Below are 19,449 nucleotides of genomic sequence, written 5' to 3'. Positions count from 1 at the left end.
TCCCGGGAGGCGCCGCCGTCGTGCGTCACGGGGTGGGCGGGGTCAGGGCGCGGCCGCCCGGGCGCTCTCGGCCCGTACGAAGTCCGCGAGCCGGGCGACACCGGCCACGATCCGCCCGGGCGTCAGGGAGCTGATGGACAGCCGCAGCCGGTGCTCCCCGCCGCCGGCCGGGTAGAACGACGTCATCGGCGTCCAGAGCACGCCGAACTCGCGCGCGCAGCGCTCCATCGCCGCGTCGTCGGCCGCGAAGGCCACCGTGAGCACCGCGAAGAAGCCGCCCTGCGGCACGTTCCAGGACAGGCCCAGGCGCTCCCGCTCGGCCGCCGGGAAGCACCGCTCCAGCTCGGTCAGCAGGACGTCCATGCCGGCCGCGTAGTGGGCCGTGGCGGGGGCGTTGGCGGCCCGCAGCCGGCAGTCGTGGGTGAGCAGCATTCCGCCGATCACCGCCTGGCTGAGGGCCGGCGTGTTGACCGTCGTCATGCTCTTCAGCTTGGCCAGCTCGTCGGCCAGCAGGGTGCGCCGTCCGCCGGGCCCGGTCACCTCCTGGTCGGCGACCACGTAGCCGAGCCGGGCGCCGGGGAAGCAGGTCTTGGCGAAGGAGCCCAGGTAGACGACCCGGCGGTGGCGGTCCAGCGCTTTGAGGGTGGGCCGCTCGCCCGCGTCCCGGGCGAAGAACCCGTACGGGTTGTCCTCGATGACCAGCAGGTCCTCCTCGGCGGCCGTCGCCAGCAGCCGGGCCCGGGCCGGGACGGGCATCGAGGTGCCGGAGGGGTTGGCGAAGTCCGGCACCACGTACAGGGCGCGCGGGCGCCGGCCGGCGGCGCGGACCTCGCGGGCGGCGGCGCGCACGGCCGCCGGGTCGGGCCCGCCGTCCGGGCCCTCGGGGACGGGAACGGTGGTCAGGTCGAGCAGCCGGGCGGCGCCGGTGACGCCGACGTAGCAGGGCGAGCTGACCAGCAGCACGTCGTCCGGGCCGGCGCAGAGCGCGCGCAGCGTCAGCAGCATGCCCTCCTGGGCGCCGACGGTCAGGACCAGCGCCTCGGGGGCCACGGCGAGGTTCTCGTCGTGGGCCAGGGTGCGGGCCACCAGGTCGTTGATGACGCCCTTGGTCGGCCCGTACTGGAACAGGGTGGTGCGGATCGCGTCGCGGTCCAGGCCGGCGGCGGCCAGGTGGTCGAGGTAGGCGTCCAGGTAGGCGGGGACGTCCTCGGGCTCGAAGAAGCCCTCGTAGGGGCGGCCGGGGGCGAAGGAGACCGCCTGCGGGTAGCGGGTGGTCACCTCGTTGAGGAAGGTCATCGCGTCCAGCAGCGGGTCCGCGAGGGAGCCGTGCAGCTCGGCGAGCGGGAGCGTGACGGGCGCGGCGGCCTCGACCGTGTCCGCGGGCGGCGGGGCGGCGGCGGGGGCGCTCACGCGAGGGCCTCGCGCAGCCGCGCGGCCGCGTACGCCTGGGCCTCGGCCGCGCCGTCCAGGGTGCCGGTCATCGCGAAGAACCCGTGCGGCATGCCCGCCCAGCGCCGCAGCTCCACGGGGACGCCCGCCGCGCGCAGCGCCTCGGCGTACTGCTCGCCCTCGTCGCGCAGCGGGTCGTACTCGGCGGTGACGACGGTGGCGGGCGGCAGCCCGGCCAGGCTCGGGGCGCGCAGCGGGGAGGCGTGCGGGTGGGCGCCGTCGGCCGGGTCGGCCAGGTAGTGGCCCCAGTACCAGGCGACCGAGCGGCGGTTGAACAGCGCCGGGTCGTCGTGCTCGCGCAGCGAGGCGGTGTCGGCGCGGGCGTCGGTGTTGGGGTAGACGAGCAGTTGGTGCCGGATCGCCGGGCCGCCCTCGTCGCGGGCGAGCAGGGCGAGCACGGCGGCCAGGTTGCCGCCGGCGCTGTCGCCGGCGACGGCGAGGCGCCCGGCGTCCAGGCCGAGCCCGTCCGCGTGCGCGGCGAGCCAGCGGGCGGCGGCGGCGCAGTCCCGGACGGCGGCCGGGAACGGGTGCTCGGGGGCGAGACGGTAGCCGACGGAGGCGGTGGCGCAGCCGACGGCGTTGGTCAGCGCGCGGCAGATCGCGTCGCTGGTGTCGGGCGAGCCGAGGGTCCAGCCGCCGCCGAACAGGTAGAGCAGGACGGGCAGCGGGCGGCCGTCGGCGGGCGGCTCGGGCCGGTAGAGGCGCAGCGCCAGCTCGCCGCCGGGGCCGGGGAGGCGGTGCTCCTCGACGGCGGCGACCGGCTCGGGGGTGCCCGCGGCGGCGCGGATGTCGGCGAGGTCGGCGGCGCGGGCCTCGGCCACGGTGAGGCGGTAGAGCGGGGCCGTGCCGGCGCTCGCGCGGCGGTCGCGCAGCGCCTGGGCCTGGGGGTGCAGGGGCATCGGGGTTTCCTCGGGACGGGACCGGGTCAGCGGTCGGCCTCGACGTAGATGGTCTCGTCGGTACGGAAGGCGGTGTCCAGGTCGGCGACGTCGGCGCGGGCGCCCTCGCGGTAGGCGCAGTGCCGGATCCGGCCGTCCTCGAAGCCGGCCCGGGTCAGGACGTGCCGCAGCTCGTCGAGGTCGTAGATCCACTGGTGACCGTAGTAGCGGAAGATCTGGTTGACCAGGAAGGCGGGGCGCTGCGGCATCGGCGGGCCGAAGCCCATGGTGGTCAGGCGCCGGCGGTGCTTGGTGAGGAAGCCGTCCCCGGTGGCGTAGCCGGCCAGGTAGCGGGCCAGGTCGGGGGTGGTGAGGCGCAGGACGCCGCCGGGGCGCAGCACCCGCCGGGCCTCGCGCAGCCAGCCGACCGCGACGGGCATGGTGACGTGCTCGATGAGGTGCTCGGCGTAGACCCAGTCGACGCTGGCGTCGGCGAAGGGCAGCGGCTCGGAGATGTCGAGCTGGGTGAACCAGCGGTCGCCGTCGACCCGGTAGAGGGTGCCGGGTTCGGTGGTGGTGTCGGGGCCGCGCAGGGCGGTGAGGTCGGTGCCGAGGCCGTCCGGGTGGGCGGTGCGGAAGGCGGCGAACTCCAGGCCGGTGATGCCGAGCCCGGTGAAGTCGGCGTGGTCGTACGGGAGTCCGCCGGCGGCGGGCTCCAGCTTCTGGCAGGTGGCGACGTCGGCGCTGAACCGGTCGAGCTGCTCGGCGAGGCCGTCGGGGTCGTCCCAGTCCCAGCCCGGGAAGGCGTCTTGTCTGCTCATGATGTCGTCTTTCGGTCGTTCGGTCGGGGGGATGGTCCGCGCGCGAAGCGCTCAGGCGGGCCAGGGCGCGAGGGCGGTGCGGTCCAGGTCGGCGGCGGTGGGGCGGCCCAACAGGGCCATGGTGTGCTCCAGTTCGTCGCGCAGCAGGTCGAGGACGCGGGTCACGCCCGCCTCGCCGCCGGTGGCCAGGCCCCAGAACGCCGGGCGGCCGACCAGGACGGCGCGGGCGCCGAGGGCGAGGGCGACGGCGATGTCCGCGCCGCCGCGCACGCCGCCGTCGAGCAGCGCCGGCAGGTGCGGCGGCAGGGCGTCGACGACCTCGGGGAGGGCGGCCAGGGCGGGCAGCGCGCCGTCGAGCTGGCGGCCGCCGTGGTTGGAGACGACGACCGCGTCGACGCCGTGCTCGGCGGCGCGCCGGGCGTCCTCGGCGGTCAGCACGCCCTTGAGGACCAGCGGCAGCCGGGTGCGTTCGCGCAGCCAGGCGAGGTCGGTCCAGGTCAGGGTGGGGTCGAACTGTTCGCGGGCGTGCTCGGCGATGCCCGAACTGCCGTGGCCGGCGCGGTGGCTGGCGGCCATCAGGGCGGGGTCGAGGTTGACCGCGCGGATCTCCGGGGGGACGGCGAAGCCGTTGCGCAGGTCGCGCAGCCGGCGGCCGATCCGGGGGGCGTCGACGGTGAGCAGCAGGGCGCCGAAGCCGGCCGCCTCGGCGCGCTCCACCAGGGCGGCGAGGGCGTCGCGGCGGCGCAGCCAGTAGAGCTGGAGCCAGAGCGGGCCGGTGGCCGCGGCGGCGATCTCCTCCAGGGTGCGGCTGGCGAAGATTCCGGCGACCAGGAGGGCGCCTGCCTTTCCGGACGCCCGGGCGGTCGCCGTTTCGCCGTCCGGATGGACCAGTCGGTGGTAGGCCATCGGGGCAATTCCGACCGGCAGTTGCAGGGTGGTGCCGAGCAGGTCGACGGCGGGCGTGCAGACGGAGACGTCAACAAGCGTGCGCGGGCGGAACGCATAGCGTCCGAACATTTCCCGGTTGGCCGCCAGGGTGCGTTCCGCGCCGCTGCCACCTTCGACGAAGTCCCATATTTCCGGGGGGAGTTGCTCGCGCGCGGCGCGTTCGATCCCGGCCAGCGTGAGTGGTGCCACGGGCATCCTCGTTCCCGGACCGGCCGCGCTCGGACCGGTCCACGGATCGGCAGCGTAGGAGGTCTGCACCTCATTGGTATAGACCTTGATTTGACCAATCGTCTGTGCGAAGGTCTGGCAACGGAATTGGACGTATTGCTTGTGATGGCATGTGAACATCGTCCAAGTGTCCATGACAAATCTCCTCACTCCGTGGAGTGGCGTTGACCGGCTTTTCCCCTTCTTCACCGCCGCCCGCCTCACCCCCGCACGCCGACGCTCCCGCCGACTGGGTCGACCGGGTGCTGCTGGCCGGTCCCGGGGGTGAGGAGTGCCTCCGCTTCGGCACGCCCGTCGACCGCGGCGCCCTGCGCGCGCTGGTCGCCGAGCAGGCCGAGCGGCTGGCCGCGGCCGGCCTCGGCCCGGGCGGCACCGCCGCCCTGCGGCTGCCGCCCTCGCTGGGCTTCGTCGCGGTGCTCCTGGCGGCGTGGCAACTACGGGCCCAGGTGGCCCTGTTGGACCACCGACTGACCGACCACGAGGTCGAGCTGGCGGTCGACCGGCTGGCCCCGCAGGTGCTCGTCGGCTCGGCCTCGCGGCCCGCGGCCGCGGCGCTGCGCGGCTACTCGCTGGTCGACCCGGTCGCCGTCCGGCTGCCCGCCGGCCGGCCCGCCGGAACCGGCCACGCGCTGGTCCAGCTCAGCTCGGGCTCGACCGGGCCGGCCAAGGTGATCGCCCGCACCGCGGGCGACCTGATCCGCGAACTCGACTGCTACCGCAGACTGGCGGCGTTCCCCGGCGAGGGCGAGCGGGTCGTCCTGCTCTCCTCGGTGGTGCACGTGCTCGGCCTGGTCGGCGGGCTGCTCAACAGCCTGCACGCACGCGCGCCGCTCACCGTCCCGGACCGGATGACGGCGGCGGGCATCCTCGGCGCGGTCGCCGCCGACGGCCGCCCGACCACCGTGATCGGGGTGCCGTTCCACGCCGAGCTGCTGGCCGGCGCGACGGATCCGCCCGAACTGCCGCAGCTGCGGCGGATGGTGGTGGCCGGCGAGCTCGTCCGCCCGGGCCTGCCCGCCGCGTTCACCGCGCGGTACGGCGTCCCGCTCGGCACCATGTACGGGATGACCGAGACCGGGGTGATCGCCACCGACCTGGACGGCACCCTGTACCCGGCCAAGCAGCCCGTGCACGGCATGGAGCTGCGGCTCGTGGACGGCGAACTCCAACTGGGCACCCCCGCCTCGCCCTACCCCGGACTCGACGACCCGACCCGCTGGGCGGACGGCTGGCTGCACACCCGCGACGCCGCCGTCCTCGACCCGGACACCGGCCGGGTCACCGTCCTGGGCCGCCGGGACTCGCAGGTCTCGATCGGCGGGCTCAAGGTCGACCTCACCGAGGTCGAGCAGACCCTCGCCGCGCTCCCGCAGGTCCGGGAGGCCGTCGTGGTCTTCGACGACGGCGCCATCGAGGCCTACCTCTCGGCCGAGGACGGCGCCGACCGGACCCTCGTCCAGGACGGCCTCGCCCAGCAGCTCGCCGCCTACAAGCGGCCGCGCCGGCTGGCCTTCCTGCCACAGCTCCCCCGCACCGCCACCGGGAAGCTGCTGCGCGACCCGGCCGCCCTGCGCGCCGCCGCCGGCTGACCCGGCGCGCCGCGACCCGGCGCGCCCGGCTGCGCACCACCCGCCTCCGGCGCCCTCGGCCACCCTCGGCCCGAGGACCGCCGGACCACCGGACCGTCCCGCCCGTCCCGCCCGTCCCGACCGGGACACCGGAGTCTTCCCCAACAGGCAGGTTCCGCCTGCCCGTCGGGACCGCCACCGGGCGCCCCGGTGGACCGCGTTCCCTTCCCCGACGACCCCGGGCGCCGCGCGCACCCGGACACAAGGAGCCCACCATGCAGGACCGCATCCGCGCGTTCGTCCTCGCCGCACTGGCCGAGATGCAGTACGACGTCTCCGAGGTCACCGGCGACACCGACCTCGGTCCGGCCGGCCTGGACCTGGAGTCGCTCGCGCTCGCCGACCTCTCGGTCCAGGTCGAGGACGAGTACGGGGTCAAGTTCGACCTCGACGAGATGGAGACCACCGCGCTGATGACGCTCGACCAGTTCACCGCCGACGTCGCCGCGCGGATCGCCGCCGGCGCCGCCACCGCCGCCTCGGGCAGCCCGGCGTGACCGACCTCGCCCGCCCCGACCGGGCCGAGGTGCTGGCCATGCTCGCGGCGTTCGGGCAGCGCGCCGCCGAGGATGTCCCCGAGGAACTCGGCTCGCTCGAACTCACCTGGCTGATAGCCGAGTTCGAGCAGCGCTACGGCATCGAACCGGACCTCGACGACGACGCCTTCGAGGCCGTGCGGACGGTCGACGACGCCGTCGCCGTGTTCCGCGCCGCCGTGCTCGCGGCCGGCGGCCCCGCCGACGCCGTCACCGACACCGGCGCCGTCACCGACACCGGCGCGGGGGCCGCGCGGCCATGAACCGCCACGCCCCGCCCGCCGTCCGGCCCGTGGTGACCGGCGTCGGCGTGCTCAGCGCGGCCGGCGACGGGCCCGCCGCGCTCGCCGAGGCCGTCGTCCACGGAAAGGCCGCGTTCGCCGCGGTCACCCGGTTCGACGTCTCGGCGCGCCGCACCGTGCGCGCCGCGCTGCTGCCCGAGCCGCGCCCGCTCGCCGACGCCGTGCTCGCCGCGGTCGGCCAGGCCTGCCGCCGGGCCGGCCTGGCCCCGGGCGCGCCCGACACCGGCCCGCCCGTGCTGCTCGCGCTGCACAGCGACCTGCGCACCCGGGCGACCGTCGCCGCGGTCGCCGCCGCAACCGCCGCCGCCTGGGGCACCCCGGGGTCACCCGCGCCTACACCGGCGCCTGCGTCGCGGCGGCGAGCGCCGTCGCCGACGCCGCCGCGCTGGTCGCCGCCGGCCGCCACCCCCGGGTGCTGGTCGCCGCCGGGCACCTGGTCGAGCCGGGCGTCTTCGCCGCCTTCGACGCCGGCCGGGCGCTGGCCCGCGACGGCGAGCTGCGCCCGTTCAGCACCGGCCGCAGCGGCACCCTGCTCGGCGACGCGGCCGCCGCCGTCCTGGTGGAGGCCGAACCGGAGGCCGAGCGGCGCGGCGCGCCCGTGCTGGCCCGGCTGGCCGGCTGGGGCCGGGCCGGGGACGCCCACCACGTCTGCCGCCCCGAACCCGAGGGCGACGGCGTGGCGCGGGCCGTCGGGGCCGCGCTGGAGCGGGCCGGGATCGCCCCGGAGGAGGTCGGCTACGTCAACGCCAACGGCACCGGCTCGACCCTGTCGGACCACGCCGAGGCCAAGGCGCTGCACCGGGTCTTCGGCGCGCACACCGCGCGGCTGCCCGTCAGCTCCAGCAAGGCCGTCCACGGCCACGCCCTGGAGGCCTCGGCGCTGCTCGAACTCGTCGTCACCATCGGCGCGTTGACCGACGGCCTGCTGCCGGTCAACGCCGGCTGGCTGGGCCCGGACCCGGACATCGGCCTGGACCTCGTGCTGGACGGCCCTCGCGCCGCCCGGCCGCGCTACGCGCTCACCCTCAACTCCGCCTTCGGCGGCGCCAACACCGCACTCCTGGTGGCCGCCCGATGACCGCGCTGCGCATCCTCGCCGAGGCCGCCTGGCCCGACCCCGACGCCCGCGAGCCCGAGCCGCTCCCCCCGCTGCCCGGCTTCGCCGCCTCCTCCTTCAACCCCCTGGTGGCCGAGACCGCCGAACGCTGCCTGCGCGCCCGCCACGGCGCGGCCCCGGCCCCCGGCCGGACCGCGCTGCTGCTGGCCAGCGCGGGCGGCGACCGCGCCACCGCCCGCGCCATCGACGAGGCCGCCGCCGACACCGCCCGGCGGATGCCCCCGCTGCTGTTCTTCCAGTCCAACCCGAACGCCGTCCTCGGCCACATCGCCGCCCGCTGGGGGCTGACCGGCCCCGTGGTGGCGATCACCCCGGCGCAGCCCCCGCCACCCGGGCGGGTCCCGCAGGACGCGCTCGACCTGGCGGAGCTGCTGCTCGCCGACGGCGACGCCGACCAGGTCCTCGTCATCGCCGCCGAGCAGGCCGACGACGCCGACGACGCCGAGGGCCCGGACGGCACCGACCGGGCCGTGGCCCTGCTGGTCACCACCGTCTGACCCCCGCCCACCCGACCGACCCCGACCCGCCGAACACCCGCACCCGTCCCCCTGCGCACCACCGGCGCGAGCGGTCCCCCACCCGCCGCGTCCCGCCGCAGCACGCCCCGCACGCCCGTACCTCGGGAGGGATCCACCCCGTGAGCATCCGCAGTATCCGCACCCGACTGGCGGACGATCCGGCCGTCGGCGCCGGAAACGTCCTCACCAGCCGCCTCGCGCTCGGCCTCGGCCTCGACGAGCCGCTGCTGACCTTCGACACCCCGGTCGACGACCACGCCGCCTGGCAGCCCTTCACGCTCGCCGAGCTGGACCGCGCCGTCCGCGCCCGGGCCGCCGCCCTGCACGCCCTCGGCGTCGGCCGGCGCGACCCGGTGGTGGTGTACGCGAGCGACGCCGCCGACCACGTGCTGGCCTTCCTCGCCCTGACCCGGCTCGGTGCGATCCCCGCGCTGCTCAACCCCCACCTGGACGGCGAGCGGGCCGCCCGCTACATCGCCAAGCTCGGCCCGGTCGGCATCCTCGCCGACCCGCCGCACCTGGCCGCGCTGGCCGGCCACGAGCCCGGCGCCCCCGCGCTGCCCGAGATCGCCACCCTCGGCTCCGGCGACCCCGAGGCCGCCCCCGAGCCCTACCGGCACTGGGCCGGCGACCCGGTGGCGATCACCCACTCCTCCGGCACCACCGGCATGCCCAAGGCCGTGGTGCACTCGCACACGAGCCTGTACGCGGCGATCCGCCACCGCGCCCGGCTGCCCCGCCCGCAGGGCCAGGAGCGGATGCTCAGCGCGCTGCCCGCCCCGCACGCCGCCACCCTGATCGCGGTCAACCTCGCCCTCGCCTCGCACACACAACTCGCCGTGCTCTCCAGCCAGTCCGGCGCCGGCGTGCTGGACGCGATCGAGCAGTGGCGCCCCAGCGGTGTGGTCGGCTTCGCCGCCACCTGGGCCGACCTCGCCCACCACGACCTGCCCGCGCGGGACCTGGCATCGGTCGCCCTCTGGTGGAACACCGGCGACTGCGCGCACGAGGTGCACATCCGCCGCCTGGTCGCCGCCGGCAGCCGCGAGTCGGTGACCCGCGAGGGCCGGGTCCGGGTGCCCGGCTCACTGTTCGTGGACGGCCTGGGCTCCACCGAGATGGGCCACTCGCACTTCTTCATCACCCACGGCCCGGACACCGACCGCTACGGCCGCTGCGTCGGGCGCCCGCACGCCTTCGTCGACTGCGAACTGGTCGGCCACGACGGCGAGCCGCTCGGCCCGGGCGAGGTCGGCGAACTCGCCACCGCCTCCCCGACCCTGGCCCTCGGCTACTGGAACGACTCCGCCACCACCTACCGCACCCGGATCCGCGGGCGGTTCCTCACCGGCGATCTGATGTACCGGGACGAGGAGGGCTACTACTACCACGTCGACCGGGCCGTCGACTCGGTCGAACTCGGCGACGGCAAGCGGCTGTTCACCGCGATGTCGGAGGAGCGGGTGCTGGCCGCCTGCCCCGACGTGCTGGACTGCACGGTGGTCGCGGTGCGCGACGGCGAGCGGGTGGTCACCGATGTGCTGCTGATCCTGGCCGCCGGGGCCGACCCGACCGCCGACCGCACCAAGGCCGTCACCGCCGCCCTGGACGAGGCCGCCGCGGCCACCGTCCGCCAGGTCGTCGTGGTGGCCGGGGACGACATCCCGCTCGGCCCCACCGGCAAGGTGCGCAAGGTCCTGCTGCGCCAGCGCTACCTGGACTCGGTCGCCGGGGCGGGCGCATGAGCGCCGCCCGCCGCCCGGGCGCCGTGGTCACCGGCATCGGCCTGGTCACCCCGCTCGGCCGCAAGCCCGCCGAGGTCTTCGAGGCGCTCACCGCCGGCCGCTCCGGCATCCGCGCCCTGCCCGAGGGCCACGCCGCCCACGGCTGGCTGACCGCAGCCGGCCTCGCCCCGGCGGTGGACGGCCGCGAGGTGCTGCCGCCCACCGAGACCCGCTGCGTGGACCGCTTCGTGCTGCTCGCCCTGGCCGCCGCCGACGACGCGCTCGCCGACGCCGGCCTGGTCGTCGGCCAGGACGCCGACCCGCACCGCACCGCCGTGGTGCTCGCCACCGGCGGCGGCGGCCTGGAGACCTTCGAGCAGCAGTCCCACCGGCGCCTCGAACGCGGCCGCCCCGGCGTCAGCCCCTACCTGCTGCCCGGCATGCTCTCCAACATGGCCACCGCCCGGATCGCCATCAAGCACGGCATCCGCGGCTTCAGCACGGCCATCGTGACGGCCTGCGCGGCCGGCGCCCAGGCCGTCGCCGAAGGGCTGCGGCTGATCCGCTCCGGCGACGCGGACGTGGTGGTGTGCGGCGGCACCGAGTCCTCACTGCACCCGACGATCGCCGCCGCCTTCACCAACGCCCGTGCGCTGTCCTCCGGTTGGGACGACCCGGCGCAGGCCAGCCGGCCCTTCGACCGCCGGCGCAACGGCTTCGTGCTGGGCGAGGGCAGCGCCGTCCTGGTGCTGGAGAGCCCCGAGCACGCCGCCGCCCGCGGCGCCGCCGGGTACGCCGACCTCACCGGCTGGGGCGCCTCCACCGACGCCCACCACCCGACCATGCCGCGGCCCGACGGCGCGGGCGCCGCCGACGCGATGCGCGCCGCGCTCGCCAACGCGGGCCTCGCCCCCTGCGACATCGGCTACGTCAACGCCCACGGCACCGGCACCAAGCTCGGCGACGTCGCCGAGAGCGCCGCGCTGACCGCCGTCTTCGGCGAGCACCGCCCGGCGGTCAGCTCCACCAAGGGCGCCACCGGCCATCTCCTGGGCGCGGCGGGCGCGTTGGAGGCCGCGGTCACCGCACTCGCGGTGGCCCGGGGGACGCTGCCGCCGACCGTCAACCTGGTCGAGCCGGACCCGGCCTGCGACCTGGACCACGTCCGGGGCGCGGCCCGCACCGTCCCGCTCACCGCCGCCCTGAGCAACGCCTTCGCCTTCGGCGGGCACAACCTCAGCCTCATCTTCGAGCCCGCCTCCACCCCGTCCGTCCGCTGACGCGGCGCGGACACCCGTGCCAGGCCACTCGTCAACTCGCGATCCCCCGGGGAGATCCCGTTGTCCATCCAGTCCATCGCCCACGTCGAGTACCACTGCGCCGACGCCGACGCCACCGCGGCGGAGCTCTGCGCCGACTACGGCTTCACCGCCGTGCCCCCCGAGCCGGACCAGCTCGCCGCGGCCGAGTCCGCGCACGCGCGCACCGCCCTGGTGCAGCAGGGCACCATCCGGTTCCTGCTGCGCTCCGCCACCGACCCGGCGCACCCGGTGGCCCGCTACGCCGCCCGGCACGGCGAGGGCGTCGCGGCCCTCGCCCTCTCCTGCCCCGACCCGCAGGCCGCCCTGGACCGTGCCGAGCGGCACGGGGCCCGGGTGCTGGACCGGGCCGGCGGGCTGGTGGCCGGCTTCGGCGACACCGCCCTGCGGTTCGTCCCGGAGGCGCCGGCCGCGCCCGAACCCGCCGACGGCGACTCGCCGCGGCTGCTGGACGCCCTCGACCACGCCGCGATCTGCCTGCCGGCCGGCGAACTGGCGGACGCGGTGAGGTTCTGCGAGGCCGCGCTCGGCATGCACCGCATCTTCGGCGAGTACATCGAGGTCGGCGAGCAGGCGATGGACTCCAGCGTGGTGCAGAGCGCCTCCGGCGAGGTCACCTTCACCCTCATCGAGCCCGACACCACCCGCCGCCCCGGCCAGATCGACACCTTCCTCGCCGACCACGAGGGCGCCGGCGTCCAGCACCTGGCGTTCCGCACCGGCGACATCGCCACCGCCGTGCGCACCATCCGCGACCGCGGCGTGGCCTTCCTGACCACCCCCGGCACCTACTACGACGCGCTCACCGAGCGGCTCGGTGGCACCGCCATCCCGGTGGAGACGCTGCGCGAGCTGGACGTGCTGGTCGACCAGGACCACGGCGGGCAGCTGTTCCAGATCTTCGCCCGCTCCACCCACCCCCGGCGGACGTACTTCGTGGAGCTGATCGAGCGCCAGGGCGCCGGCACCTTCGGCACGGCCAACATCAAGGCCCTCTACGAGGCCGTCGAGCGCCAGCGCGCCGCCGCCTCGGTGTGAGCCGCCGCCCTCCGACGTCCGCCCGAGCCCTCACCACCACAGGAGGCCCGTCCCCCATGACCACCGCACCCGCCGCACCCGCGTTCCACCTCACCGAGGCCGAACGCGCCCTGCTGCCCACCCCCGAGGAGGTGGCCGGCTACCTGGAGCACGGCTGGTACCTGTCCCGCAAGCTGTTCAGCGACGAGGAGCTGGACACCCTGCAGGCCGCCACCGAGCGCTACTACGCGGGCCACCGCGACCGCACCCTGCCGGTCCGCCCGCCGCGGCTGGCCTCCTGGGAGCCCGCGCACGGACCGGTGCAGCGCCACAACGACTACGTGCACTACGAGAGCGACGCGATCGCCGCGATCCTGCGCAAGCCGCTGCTGGGCGCCGTCGCCGCGCTGCTCGCCGAGGCCGAGGAGGTCCGGGTCTTCCAGGCCACCCTCATCTACAAGCCCCCGGTGCCGGGCGAGCCCAGCAACCAGGTGCCGTGGCACTTCGACAAGCACTACTGGCAGACCTCGTCCTCGGAGCGGATGCTCACCGCCTTCCTGCCGTTCCACGACTGCGGCGAGGAGAACGGCACCATCACCATGGTGGACGGCAGCCACCGCTGGAAGGAGCTGCCCTCCCGGGAGGACTCCACCCGGCACTTCGCCGACCGCGACAACTCCGAGCTGGACGCGATCCTGGACGCCAACGCGGCGTACAACGGGACCGAGGTCCGCAAGGTCCCGGTGATCATCCCGCGCGGCCACGTCAGCTTCCACCACTGCCGCACCTACCACGGCAGCGGCCCCAACCTGGCCACCTACCCGCGCCGGGCGGTCTCGCTGCACCTCCAGGACGGCGCCAACACCTACCGGCGCGCCGCCCGCCCGGACGGCGACACCGTCGTGTACAACCACGACGTGCTGGTGCGCCGCACCGCCGACGGCCGCCCCGACTACGCCGACCCGGAGTTCTGCCCGACCGTCTGGCGGGGCGCCCGGTGACGACCACGGCACCCGCCGTCGCCGCGCTCGACACGCCCGAGCGGCGGTACCGGATGCTGCGGCTGATCCGCTCCTTCGAGGAGCGGGCGCTCGACCTGGTGAAGTCCGGGGTGATCACCGGCGGCATCCACCCGTACATCGGGCAGGAGGCCGTCGCGGTCGGCGTGTGCGCCGCGCTGGGAGCGGGCGACCGGCTCGCCTCCACCCACCGCGGGCACGGCCATGTGCTGGCCCGCGGCCTGGAGCCGGCCCGGCTGCTGGCCGAACTGGCCGGGCGGGTCGGCGGGTCCAACCGCGGCCGGGGCGGCTCGATGCACGCCGCCGACCTGCGCCTCGGCATCCTCGGCGCCAACGGCATCGTCGGCGCCGGCGCGCCCATCGCGGTCGGCGCCGCCTGGGCCGACCGGCAGGCGGGCTCGGACGCCGTCGCGGTCGCCTTCTTCGGCGACGGCGCGCTCAACCAGGGCGTGCTGCTGGAGTCGCTCAACCTGGCCGCGATGTGGCGGCTGCCGGTGCTCTTCGTCTGCGAGAACAACGGCTACGCCACCACCCTGCCGGCCGGCACGGCGGTCGCGGGCAGCGCGACCGGCCGGGCGGCCGCCTTCGGCATCCCGGCCGAGGAGGTCGACGGCATGGACACCGAGGCGGTCCGGGCCGCCGCCGAGCAGGCCGTCGCCCGGGCGAGGTCCGGCGGCGGCCCCGGCTTCCTGGAGTGCCGCACCTACCGGTTCGAGGGCCACCACACCATGGAGCGGCGGATGAAGCTGAACTACCGCACCCCCGAGGAGGTGGCCTCCTGGCGCGAGCGCGACCCGCTCCCCCGGGCCGCCGCCGCGATCGGCGCCGACCGCGCCGCCGCCCTGGACGCCGAGGTGGCCGCCGAACTCGCGGCGGCCGAGGAGTTCGCGCTCGCCTCGCCGCACCCGGACCCGGCCGGCGCCGCCGACCACCTGTACGCCTCCGGACTGCGGCCCCGGGCGGGGGCGGTGTCATGAGGCTGTCCTACACCAAGGCGCTCAACCGGGCGCTGGCCGACGAGTTGGCCGACGATCCCGCCGTCTGCGTGTTCGGCGAGGACATCGGCGCCGGGATGGCCGGGCCCACCCTCAACCTGCTGGACCGGTTCGGGCCGGAGCGGATCGTCGACACCCCGCTCTCCGAGCAGGCGTTCACCGCGATGGCGCTCGGCGCGGCACTGGCCGGGCGGCGGCCGGTGCTGGAGTTCCAGATCCCCTCGCTGCTGTTCCTGGTCTTCGAGCAACTCGTCAACCAGGCCCACAAGTTCTCGCTGATGACCGGCGGCCAGGCGGGCGTCCCGCTCACCTGCCTGGTCCCCGGCTCGGGCTCCCGGGACGGCTGGGCGGGCCAGCACTCCGACCACCCGTACAGCCTGTTCGCGCACGCCGGGATGAAGACCGTCGTGCCGGCCACGCCGACCGACGCCTACGGGCTGCTCCGCTCGGCGATCCAGGACCCGGACCCGGTGATCGTCTTCGCCCCGGCCGCCGCACTGCCGGTCCGCGAGACCGTCACCTGGGAGCTGGCCCCGATCCCGCTCGGCACCGCCCGGGTGCACCGCGGCGGCACGGACGTCACCCTGGTCGCCGTCGGACACCTGGTGCACGACGCGCTGGCGGTGGCCGAGGAACTCGCCGGGGAGATCTCGGTCGAGGTGTTCGACCCGCGCACGCTGTACCCGTTCGACTGGGCCGCGCTCGGCGCCTCGCTGGAGCGCACCGGGCGGCTCGTGGTGATCGACGACTCCAACCGCAGCTGCGGGATCGGCGCGGAGGTGCTGGCCACCGCCGCCGAGGAGTTCCGGCTCACCGCCCCGCCGCGCCGGGTCACCCGGCCGGACGGCACGGTGCTGCCGTTCGCCCCCGCTCTGGACCGGGCCCTGCAGCCGGACCGGGAGCAGCTGCGGCACGCGCTGCGCGCCGTCATGAAGTGACGACCAGTCAATACCCGATCCGGGGGCGGCCCTTGAGGCCGCCCCCGGTTTCGCTTCGGGGCGCCGTCAGAGCACCTTGGGCACGGCCGCGAGCAGGGCCGGCAGCTCGTCCGACGGGTCCCGGTAGCGGTGCAGCGCGGCCCGCCCCTCCGTCCCGCGCAGCCGCGCGGCCAGCCGGGCCGGGACCACCGCCGTGGTGAGCAGCCCGGTGCCGCCGAAGCCCTCGACGGCCCAGCAGACCCACGGCAGTGGGTAGTTGGCCGTCGGGCTGAAGAACACCGGCCGCTGCCCCTGGAAGGTCGCGTCGTAGAGGCCGAAGCGGCTCCAGTTGGAGAAGCTGATCCGGCGGTGCTGCGGGTCGAAGCCGATCGGCACGCAGGCGCCCAGCCCGGGGCGGCCGAGCTCGGCCAGGAAGCGCAGGTTGGCGCGCAGGTTGAGGTGGTCCTCGGCGTAGCCCAGCACGGCGGTGCGCAGCGCCCCGGCGAGGGCGCCCGGGCCGTCCTCGGGCGAGTACGGCAGGTGGATGTCGCCGAGCAGGTTGCCGACCAGGGCGTCCGGCAGGCCGAGCGGGCGGCGGGCGTTGACCGGGACGGTGAGCCAGCGGTTCTCCCGGTCGCCGTCCAACTCCCAAAGGGTGTGGGCGACATGGGCGCAGACCGCGTCGCCGGAGGAGACCCACCGGCCGGCCGCCGCGCCGAACTCCTCGCGCATCCGGGCGATCTCGGCGTCACCGAAGTACAGCTGGACGGTCCGGTTGGCGCGCGGTCCGGCCGCCACCTCGCGGTCCAGCAGGGCGCGCTCGCCCGGCCCCGGCACCCGGAAGCCGGGCCGGCCGCAGTCCTCGGCGGGCAGCACCCGGTCGAGCAACGCATCCTGGTCCTCGACGAGTTCGGCCTCCGGAAGCTCCTCCCCCTCGACCGCCGCCGACCAGGCGCGCAGCAGCAGCGCGAAGCTGTGCAGGTCGCCGACCGCGTGGTGCCAGGAGCAGCCGAGCACGGTGCCGCCGTCGCCGGTGCGGGTCACCCGGACGGCGAGCAGCGGTCCGCCGCCGGTGCGGGCGGCCGCGGCGTCCAGCGGGTCGGTGTGCAGGGCGCCGGGCGCGGTGACCCGCCCCATGGACTCGGCGAGCGTGCCGTCGACGTGGTAACTCGCCATCGGGACACCGGAGTCGTCGCAGACCGCCTCCAACACCCCGTCCACGGTGCGCAGTCGGCCGGCGAAGACCGGGACGCGCTCCAGTGCCCGGGCCAGGCCGGCGGCGAGGCGGTCCTCGTCCAGCGCGCGCTCGAAGAAGAGGACGACCGAGACGGCGAGGTCAGCGAGCATGGTGTCGGCCAGGCCGCAGCGGACCACCGTTGCGGTGGCGGTGCCCGCTCTGACCGTGCGGGTGTCGCGCAACTGCGGCCAGACGCTCATCGATTCGTCCCGGGGGCTCGAGTGAGTCGTGCGGAGTGCCCCGGACGACCGTGCAGATCTCTCCGAACGATAGGGCAGGCTCCCGGCGACGATCCAGTGGTCCAGTCCAATTTCACGCCCGCGGACCGGACGGACGGTACGGAACGGCTCCCGCACGCCCCCGGAGCGCCGCCGGACTAGAATCCGAACCATGGGAGAGCGCCCGGGCGCGCCCACCGCGCCGCCCCTGGTCCTCGTCACCGACACGGATTCGCAGCTGATCGACCCGCGCCGGGCGTACCGGCTCGGCCGCGACCCGACCAGCGAGATCGTCCTCGACGACCCCCGGGTCTCCTGGCACCACGCCGTGCTGCGCACCACCGACGGCCACTGGCACCTGGACGACGTGGGCAGCACCAACGGCACCTTCGCCGACGGCCGCCGGATCCGCTCCGAGGACATCGGCCCCGGCACCCGGCTGCGGTTCGGCAACCCGGCCGACGGCCCGGCCGCCACCTTCACCGCACTGCCCGACCCCGCGCCGGCCCCGGCGCCCGTCGAGCGCCCCTCGCTGGTCGCCCCGCTCCTCTCCGGCACCTTCCGCCGCCCCAGCGCCGTCCTGCGGCTGCCCGGCCGGACGGTGCGGATCGGCCGCGCCCCCGACAACGACCTCGTCCTCGACGACCTCGTGGTCTCCCGCCACCACGCCGAGCTGCGCACCCTGCCGGACGGCGGCCACGAGATCGCCGACCTCGGCAGCCACAACGGCACCTACCTCAACGGCAGCCCCGTCGAGCGGGCGCCGGTGGGCCCGGCCGACATCGTGGGCATCGGCCACTTCGCGCTCTGCCTCGCCGGGGACGAACTCGTCGAGTACACCGACACCGGCGAGATCTCGCTCAATGTGCAGGGCCTGGTGGTACGGGTCGGCGCCGACCGGCGGGTGCTGCTCGACGACGTCTCCTTCCCACTCGCCGAGAAGGCCCTGCTCGCCGTCGCCGGCCCCAGCGGCGCCGGCAAGTCCACCCTGCTCAACGCGCTCACCGGACTGCGCCCCGCCGACGAGGGCACCGTCCTCTACGACGGGCGCGACCTCTACCGCGACTACGCCGAGCTGCGCCGCCGGATCGGCCTCGTCCCGCAGGACGACATCCTGCACACCCAGCTGACCGTCCGCCGCGCCCTGTCGTACGCCGCCGAATTACGCTTCCCCGGTGACACCGCCGCGGAGGAGCGGGAGGCCCGGGTCTGCGAGGTGATCCACGAACTGGGCCTGGACAGCCGGGCCGACCTGGTCATCTCCAGCCTCTCCGGCGGCCAGCGCAAGCGCGTCAGCGTCGCCCTCGAACTGCTCACCAAACCCTCGCTGCTCTTCCTCGACGAGCCCACCTCCGGCCTCGACCCCGGCATGGAGCGCTCGGTGATGCAGATGCTGCGCGGCCTGGCCGACGACGGGCGCACCGTCGTCGTGGTCACCCACAGCGTGCTCAGCCTGGACGTCTGCGACCGGCTGCTGGTGCTCGCCCCCGGCGGCCGCACCGCCTACTACGGGCCGCCCGCCGAGGCGCTGCCGTTCTTCGGCTTCACCGAATGGCCGCAGGCCTTCGAGGCCTTCGCGAACGAGGACCACCAGGCCTGGCAGCGCCGGTTCCGGGAGTCCCCGCAGTACGAGCGGTACGTCGCCGCCGAGGCGCAGCCGCCCGCCCGGCCCGTCCCGGCGGCATGGCCCGGGGCGGCGGCGGACACGATCGGCCCCGAGCAGCCGCAGGGCTGGTTCTCCCAGCTCGGCACCCTGATCCGCCGCTACACGGCGGTGCTCGCCGCCGACCGGCTGTTCCTGACCGTGATGATCGCCCTGCCGTTCCTGATCGGCGTGATGTGCCGGGCGATGGCGGGCAGCCGGCTCTCCTCGGAGAACGCGCTCAACATCCTGCTCACGCTCTGCATCGGCGGCCTGCTCACCGGCTCCGCCAACGCGGTGCGCGAGATCGTCAAGGAACGGCCGATCTACCAGCGGGAACGCGTGGTCGGCCTGTCCCGCTCGGCCTATCTGGTCTCCAAGGTGGTGGTGCTCGGCACCATCACGGTGGCCCAGGCCGCCGTGCTCACCCTGGTGGGGCTGGCCGGCGTCGACCTCGACCCCACCCTGCCGGGCGGCGTCACGGTGCACAGCGGGGTGCTGATGCCGCCGCTGGCCGAGCTGATCGTCGCGGTCGCGCTGCTCTCCTTCTCCGCCATGATGCTCGGCCTGCTGGTCTCCGCGCTGGTCCGCAAGGAGGAGGCCACCATGCCGCTGCTGGTGCTGCTCTCCGTGGTGCAGATCGTGTTCAGCGGCGCCATGCTGAAGCTGCACAAGGTCCCCGGCCTGGAGCAGTTCGCCTGGTTGGTGCCCTCGCGCTGGGGCCTGTCCGCGATGGCCCGCACCGTCGACCTGCACACCGTGCTGCCGAACGACATCACCGACGACCCGCTGTTCCGGCAGGAGCGGGCCGGGTGGCTGCTCGCGCTGGCCGTGCTGGTCGGGCTGTCGGTGGCGCTGGCCGTCCTCGTGCTGGCCCTGCTGCGCCGGCAGGAGCCGGCGATCATGCGGAAGTGACCGGGCGAGTGACCGGGCACC

General features: G+C 75.7%; 17 protein-coding genes. 12 read left to right on the top strand and 5 right to left on the bottom strand.

The genetic code is table 11. The features are described 5' to 3' along the window. Positions 1 to 42: 42 nt before the first annotated feature. The 4 genes from ACFCLZ_RS34910 to ACFCLZ_RS34895 are packed head-to-tail and all read right to left on the bottom strand — an operon-like array spanning position 43 to position 4,291. A complete protein-coding gene (locus ACFCLZ_RS34910; protein ID WP_380281907.1) occupies positions 43 to 1,410 on the bottom strand; it encodes a PLP-dependent aminotransferase family protein in 1,368 nt (455 codons plus the stop codon). Beyond that, positions 1,407 to 2,348, bottom strand: a complete 942-nt coding sequence (locus tag ACFCLZ_RS34905; RefSeq protein WP_380281906.1) for an alpha/beta hydrolase — start codon at positions 2,346 to 2,348, stop codon at positions 1,407 to 1,409. The genes ACFCLZ_RS34910 and ACFCLZ_RS34905 overlap by 4 nt, the downstream gene beginning before the upstream one ends. A 26-nt stretch (positions 2,349 to 2,374) precedes the next feature. Continuing rightward, complete coding sequence (locus ACFCLZ_RS34900) at positions 2,375 to 3,148, bottom strand: methyltransferase domain-containing protein (RefSeq protein WP_380281905.1); 774 nt, start codon at positions 3,146 to 3,148, stop codon at positions 2,375 to 2,377. A gap of 51 nt (positions 3,149 to 3,199) precedes the next feature. After that, positions 3,200 to 4,291: an alpha-hydroxy acid oxidase gene (locus ACFCLZ_RS34895; protein WP_380281904.1), complete on the bottom strand. Its 1,092-nt coding sequence runs from the start codon at positions 4,289 to 4,291 to the stop codon at positions 3,200 to 3,202. A gap of 191 nt (positions 4,292 to 4,482) precedes the next feature. Between ACFCLZ_RS34895 and ACFCLZ_RS34890 the strand changes: the two genes are divergently transcribed. The 11 genes from ACFCLZ_RS34890 to ACFCLZ_RS34840 all read left to right on the top strand — a co-directional run bounded on the left by ACFCLZ_RS34890 (position 4,483) and on the right by ACFCLZ_RS34840 (position 15,437). Continuing rightward, positions 4,483 to 5,913, top strand: coding sequence for a class I adenylate-forming enzyme family protein (locus ACFCLZ_RS34890; RefSeq protein WP_380281903.1), 1,431 nt, complete (start codon positions 4,483 to 4,485; stop codon positions 5,911 to 5,913). 254 nt (positions 5,914 to 6,167) lie between these two features. Continuing rightward, positions 6,168 to 6,449, top strand: coding sequence for a phosphopantetheine-binding protein (locus ACFCLZ_RS34885; RefSeq protein ID WP_380281902.1), 282 nt, complete (start codon positions 6,168 to 6,170; stop codon positions 6,447 to 6,449). Then, complete coding sequence (locus ACFCLZ_RS34880; protein WP_380281901.1) at positions 6,446 to 6,751, top strand: acyl carrier protein; 306 nt, start codon at positions 6,446 to 6,448, stop codon at positions 6,749 to 6,751. The genes ACFCLZ_RS34885 and ACFCLZ_RS34880 overlap by 4 nt, the downstream gene beginning before the upstream one ends. 223 nt (positions 6,752 to 6,974) lie before the next feature. Beyond that, a complete protein-coding gene (locus tag ACFCLZ_RS34875) occupies positions 6,975 to 7,868 on the top strand; it encodes a beta-ketoacyl synthase N-terminal-like domain-containing protein (protein WP_380286377.1) in 894 nt (297 codons plus the stop codon). Further along, positions 7,865 to 8,404 (top strand): hypothetical protein, encoded by a 540-nt coding sequence (locus ACFCLZ_RS34870; RefSeq protein ID WP_380281900.1) that lies wholly within the window; start codon positions 7,865 to 7,867, stop codon positions 8,402 to 8,404. The genes ACFCLZ_RS34875 and ACFCLZ_RS34870 overlap by 4 nt, the downstream gene beginning before the upstream one ends. Positions 8,405 to 8,544: 140 nt before the next feature. Further along, positions 8,545 to 10,170, top strand: a complete 1,626-nt coding sequence (locus tag ACFCLZ_RS34865; protein ID WP_380281899.1) for a class I adenylate-forming enzyme family protein — start codon at positions 8,545 to 8,547, stop codon at positions 10,168 to 10,170. Continuing rightward, the gene (locus ACFCLZ_RS34860) at positions 10,167 to 11,429 is read left to right on the top strand and encodes a beta-ketoacyl-[acyl-carrier-protein] synthase family protein (protein WP_380281898.1); all 1,263 of its coding nucleotides are present in this window, start codon (positions 10,167 to 10,169) and stop codon (positions 11,427 to 11,429) included. The genes ACFCLZ_RS34865 and ACFCLZ_RS34860 overlap by 4 nt, the downstream gene beginning before the upstream one ends. A 60-nt stretch (positions 11,430 to 11,489) precedes the next feature. Beyond that, complete coding sequence (gene hppD / locus ACFCLZ_RS34855; protein WP_380281897.1) at positions 11,490 to 12,506, top strand: 4-hydroxyphenylpyruvate dioxygenase; 1,017 nt, start codon at positions 11,490 to 11,492, stop codon at positions 12,504 to 12,506. A 56-nt stretch (positions 12,507 to 12,562) separates the two neighbouring features. Next, positions 12,563 to 13,486 (top strand): phytanoyl-CoA dioxygenase family protein, encoded by a 924-nt coding sequence (locus tag ACFCLZ_RS34850; RefSeq protein ID WP_380281896.1) that lies wholly within the window; start codon positions 12,563 to 12,565, stop codon positions 13,484 to 13,486. Next, positions 13,483 to 14,481: a thiamine pyrophosphate-dependent dehydrogenase E1 component subunit alpha gene (locus ACFCLZ_RS34845; RefSeq protein WP_380281895.1), complete on the top strand. Its 999-nt coding sequence runs from the start codon at positions 13,483 to 13,485 to the stop codon at positions 14,479 to 14,481. Before ACFCLZ_RS34850 ends, ACFCLZ_RS34845 begins: the two co-directional genes overlap by 4 nt. Next, on the top strand, positions 14,478 to 15,437 hold the full coding sequence (locus ACFCLZ_RS34840; RefSeq protein ID WP_380281894.1) for an alpha-ketoacid dehydrogenase subunit beta: 960 nt from the start codon (positions 14,478 to 14,480) through the stop codon (positions 15,435 to 15,437). The genes ACFCLZ_RS34845 and ACFCLZ_RS34840 overlap by 4 nt, the downstream gene beginning before the upstream one ends. A gap of 66 nt (positions 15,438 to 15,503) precedes the next feature. Here the strand turns inward: ACFCLZ_RS34840 and ACFCLZ_RS34835 are convergent, their stop codons facing one another. Continuing rightward, on the bottom strand, positions 15,504 to 16,853 hold the full coding sequence (locus tag ACFCLZ_RS34835) for an acyltransferase (RefSeq protein ID WP_380281893.1): 1,350 nt from the start codon (positions 16,851 to 16,853) through the stop codon (positions 15,504 to 15,506). A 190-nt stretch (positions 16,854 to 17,043) separates the two neighbouring features. Between ACFCLZ_RS34835 and ACFCLZ_RS34830 the strand changes: the two genes are divergently transcribed. Next, the gene (locus ACFCLZ_RS34830; protein ID WP_380281892.1) at positions 17,044 to 19,428 is read left to right on the top strand and encodes an FHA domain-containing protein; all 2,385 of its coding nucleotides are present in this window, start codon (positions 17,044 to 17,046) and stop codon (positions 19,426 to 19,428) included. Positions 19,429 to 19,449 lie beyond the last annotated feature (21 nt).

The organism is Kitasatospora purpeofusca, assembly GCF_042691725.1.
GTDB lineage: Bacteria > Actinomycetota > Actinomycetes > Streptomycetales > Streptomycetaceae > Kitasatospora > Kitasatospora purpeofusca_B.
The sequence above is the reverse complement of the archived record's forward strand: the minus strand, read 5'-3'. Positions and strand labels throughout refer to the sequence as shown.

What these genes read in the sequence shown, in the direction of transcription:
- ACFCLZ_RS34905 (WP_380281906.1), bottom strand. Translation starts at nt 2,348, where the DNA reads ATGCCCCTGCACCCCCAGGCCCAGGCGCTGCGCGACCGCCGCGCGAGC.
- ACFCLZ_RS34900 (WP_380281905.1), bottom strand. Translation starts at nt 3,148, where the DNA reads ATGAGCAGACAAGACGCCTTCCCGGGCTGGGACTGGGACGACCCCGAC.
- ACFCLZ_RS34895 (WP_380281904.1), bottom strand. Translation starts at nt 4,291, where the DNA reads ATGCCCGTGGCACCACTCACGCTGGCCGGGATCGAACGCGCCGCGCGC.
- ACFCLZ_RS34885 (WP_380281902.1), top strand. Translation starts at nt 6,168, where the DNA reads ATGCAGGACCGCATCCGCGCGTTCGTCCTCGCCGCACTGGCCGAGATG.
- ACFCLZ_RS34870 (WP_380281900.1), top strand. Translation starts at nt 7,865, where the DNA reads ATGACCGCGCTGCGCATCCTCGCCGAGGCCGCCTGGCCCGACCCCGAC.
- ACFCLZ_RS34860 (WP_380281898.1), top strand. Translation starts at nt 10,167, where the DNA reads ATGAGCGCCGCCCGCCGCCCGGGCGCCGTGGTCACCGGCATCGGCCTG.
- ACFCLZ_RS34850 (WP_380281896.1), top strand. Translation starts at nt 12,563, where the DNA reads ATGACCACCGCACCCGCCGCACCCGCGTTCCACCTCACCGAGGCCGAA.
- ACFCLZ_RS34840 (WP_380281894.1), top strand. Translation starts at nt 14,478, where the DNA reads ATGAGGCTGTCCTACACCAAGGCGCTCAACCGGGCGCTGGCCGACGAG.
- ACFCLZ_RS34835 (WP_380281893.1), bottom strand. Translation starts at nt 16,853, where the DNA reads ATGAGCGTCTGGCCGCAGTTGCGCGACACCCGCACGGTCAGAGCGGGC.
- ACFCLZ_RS34830 (WP_380281892.1), top strand. Translation starts at nt 17,044, where the DNA reads ATGGGAGAGCGCCCGGGCGCGCCCACCGCGCCGCCCCTGGTCCTCGTC.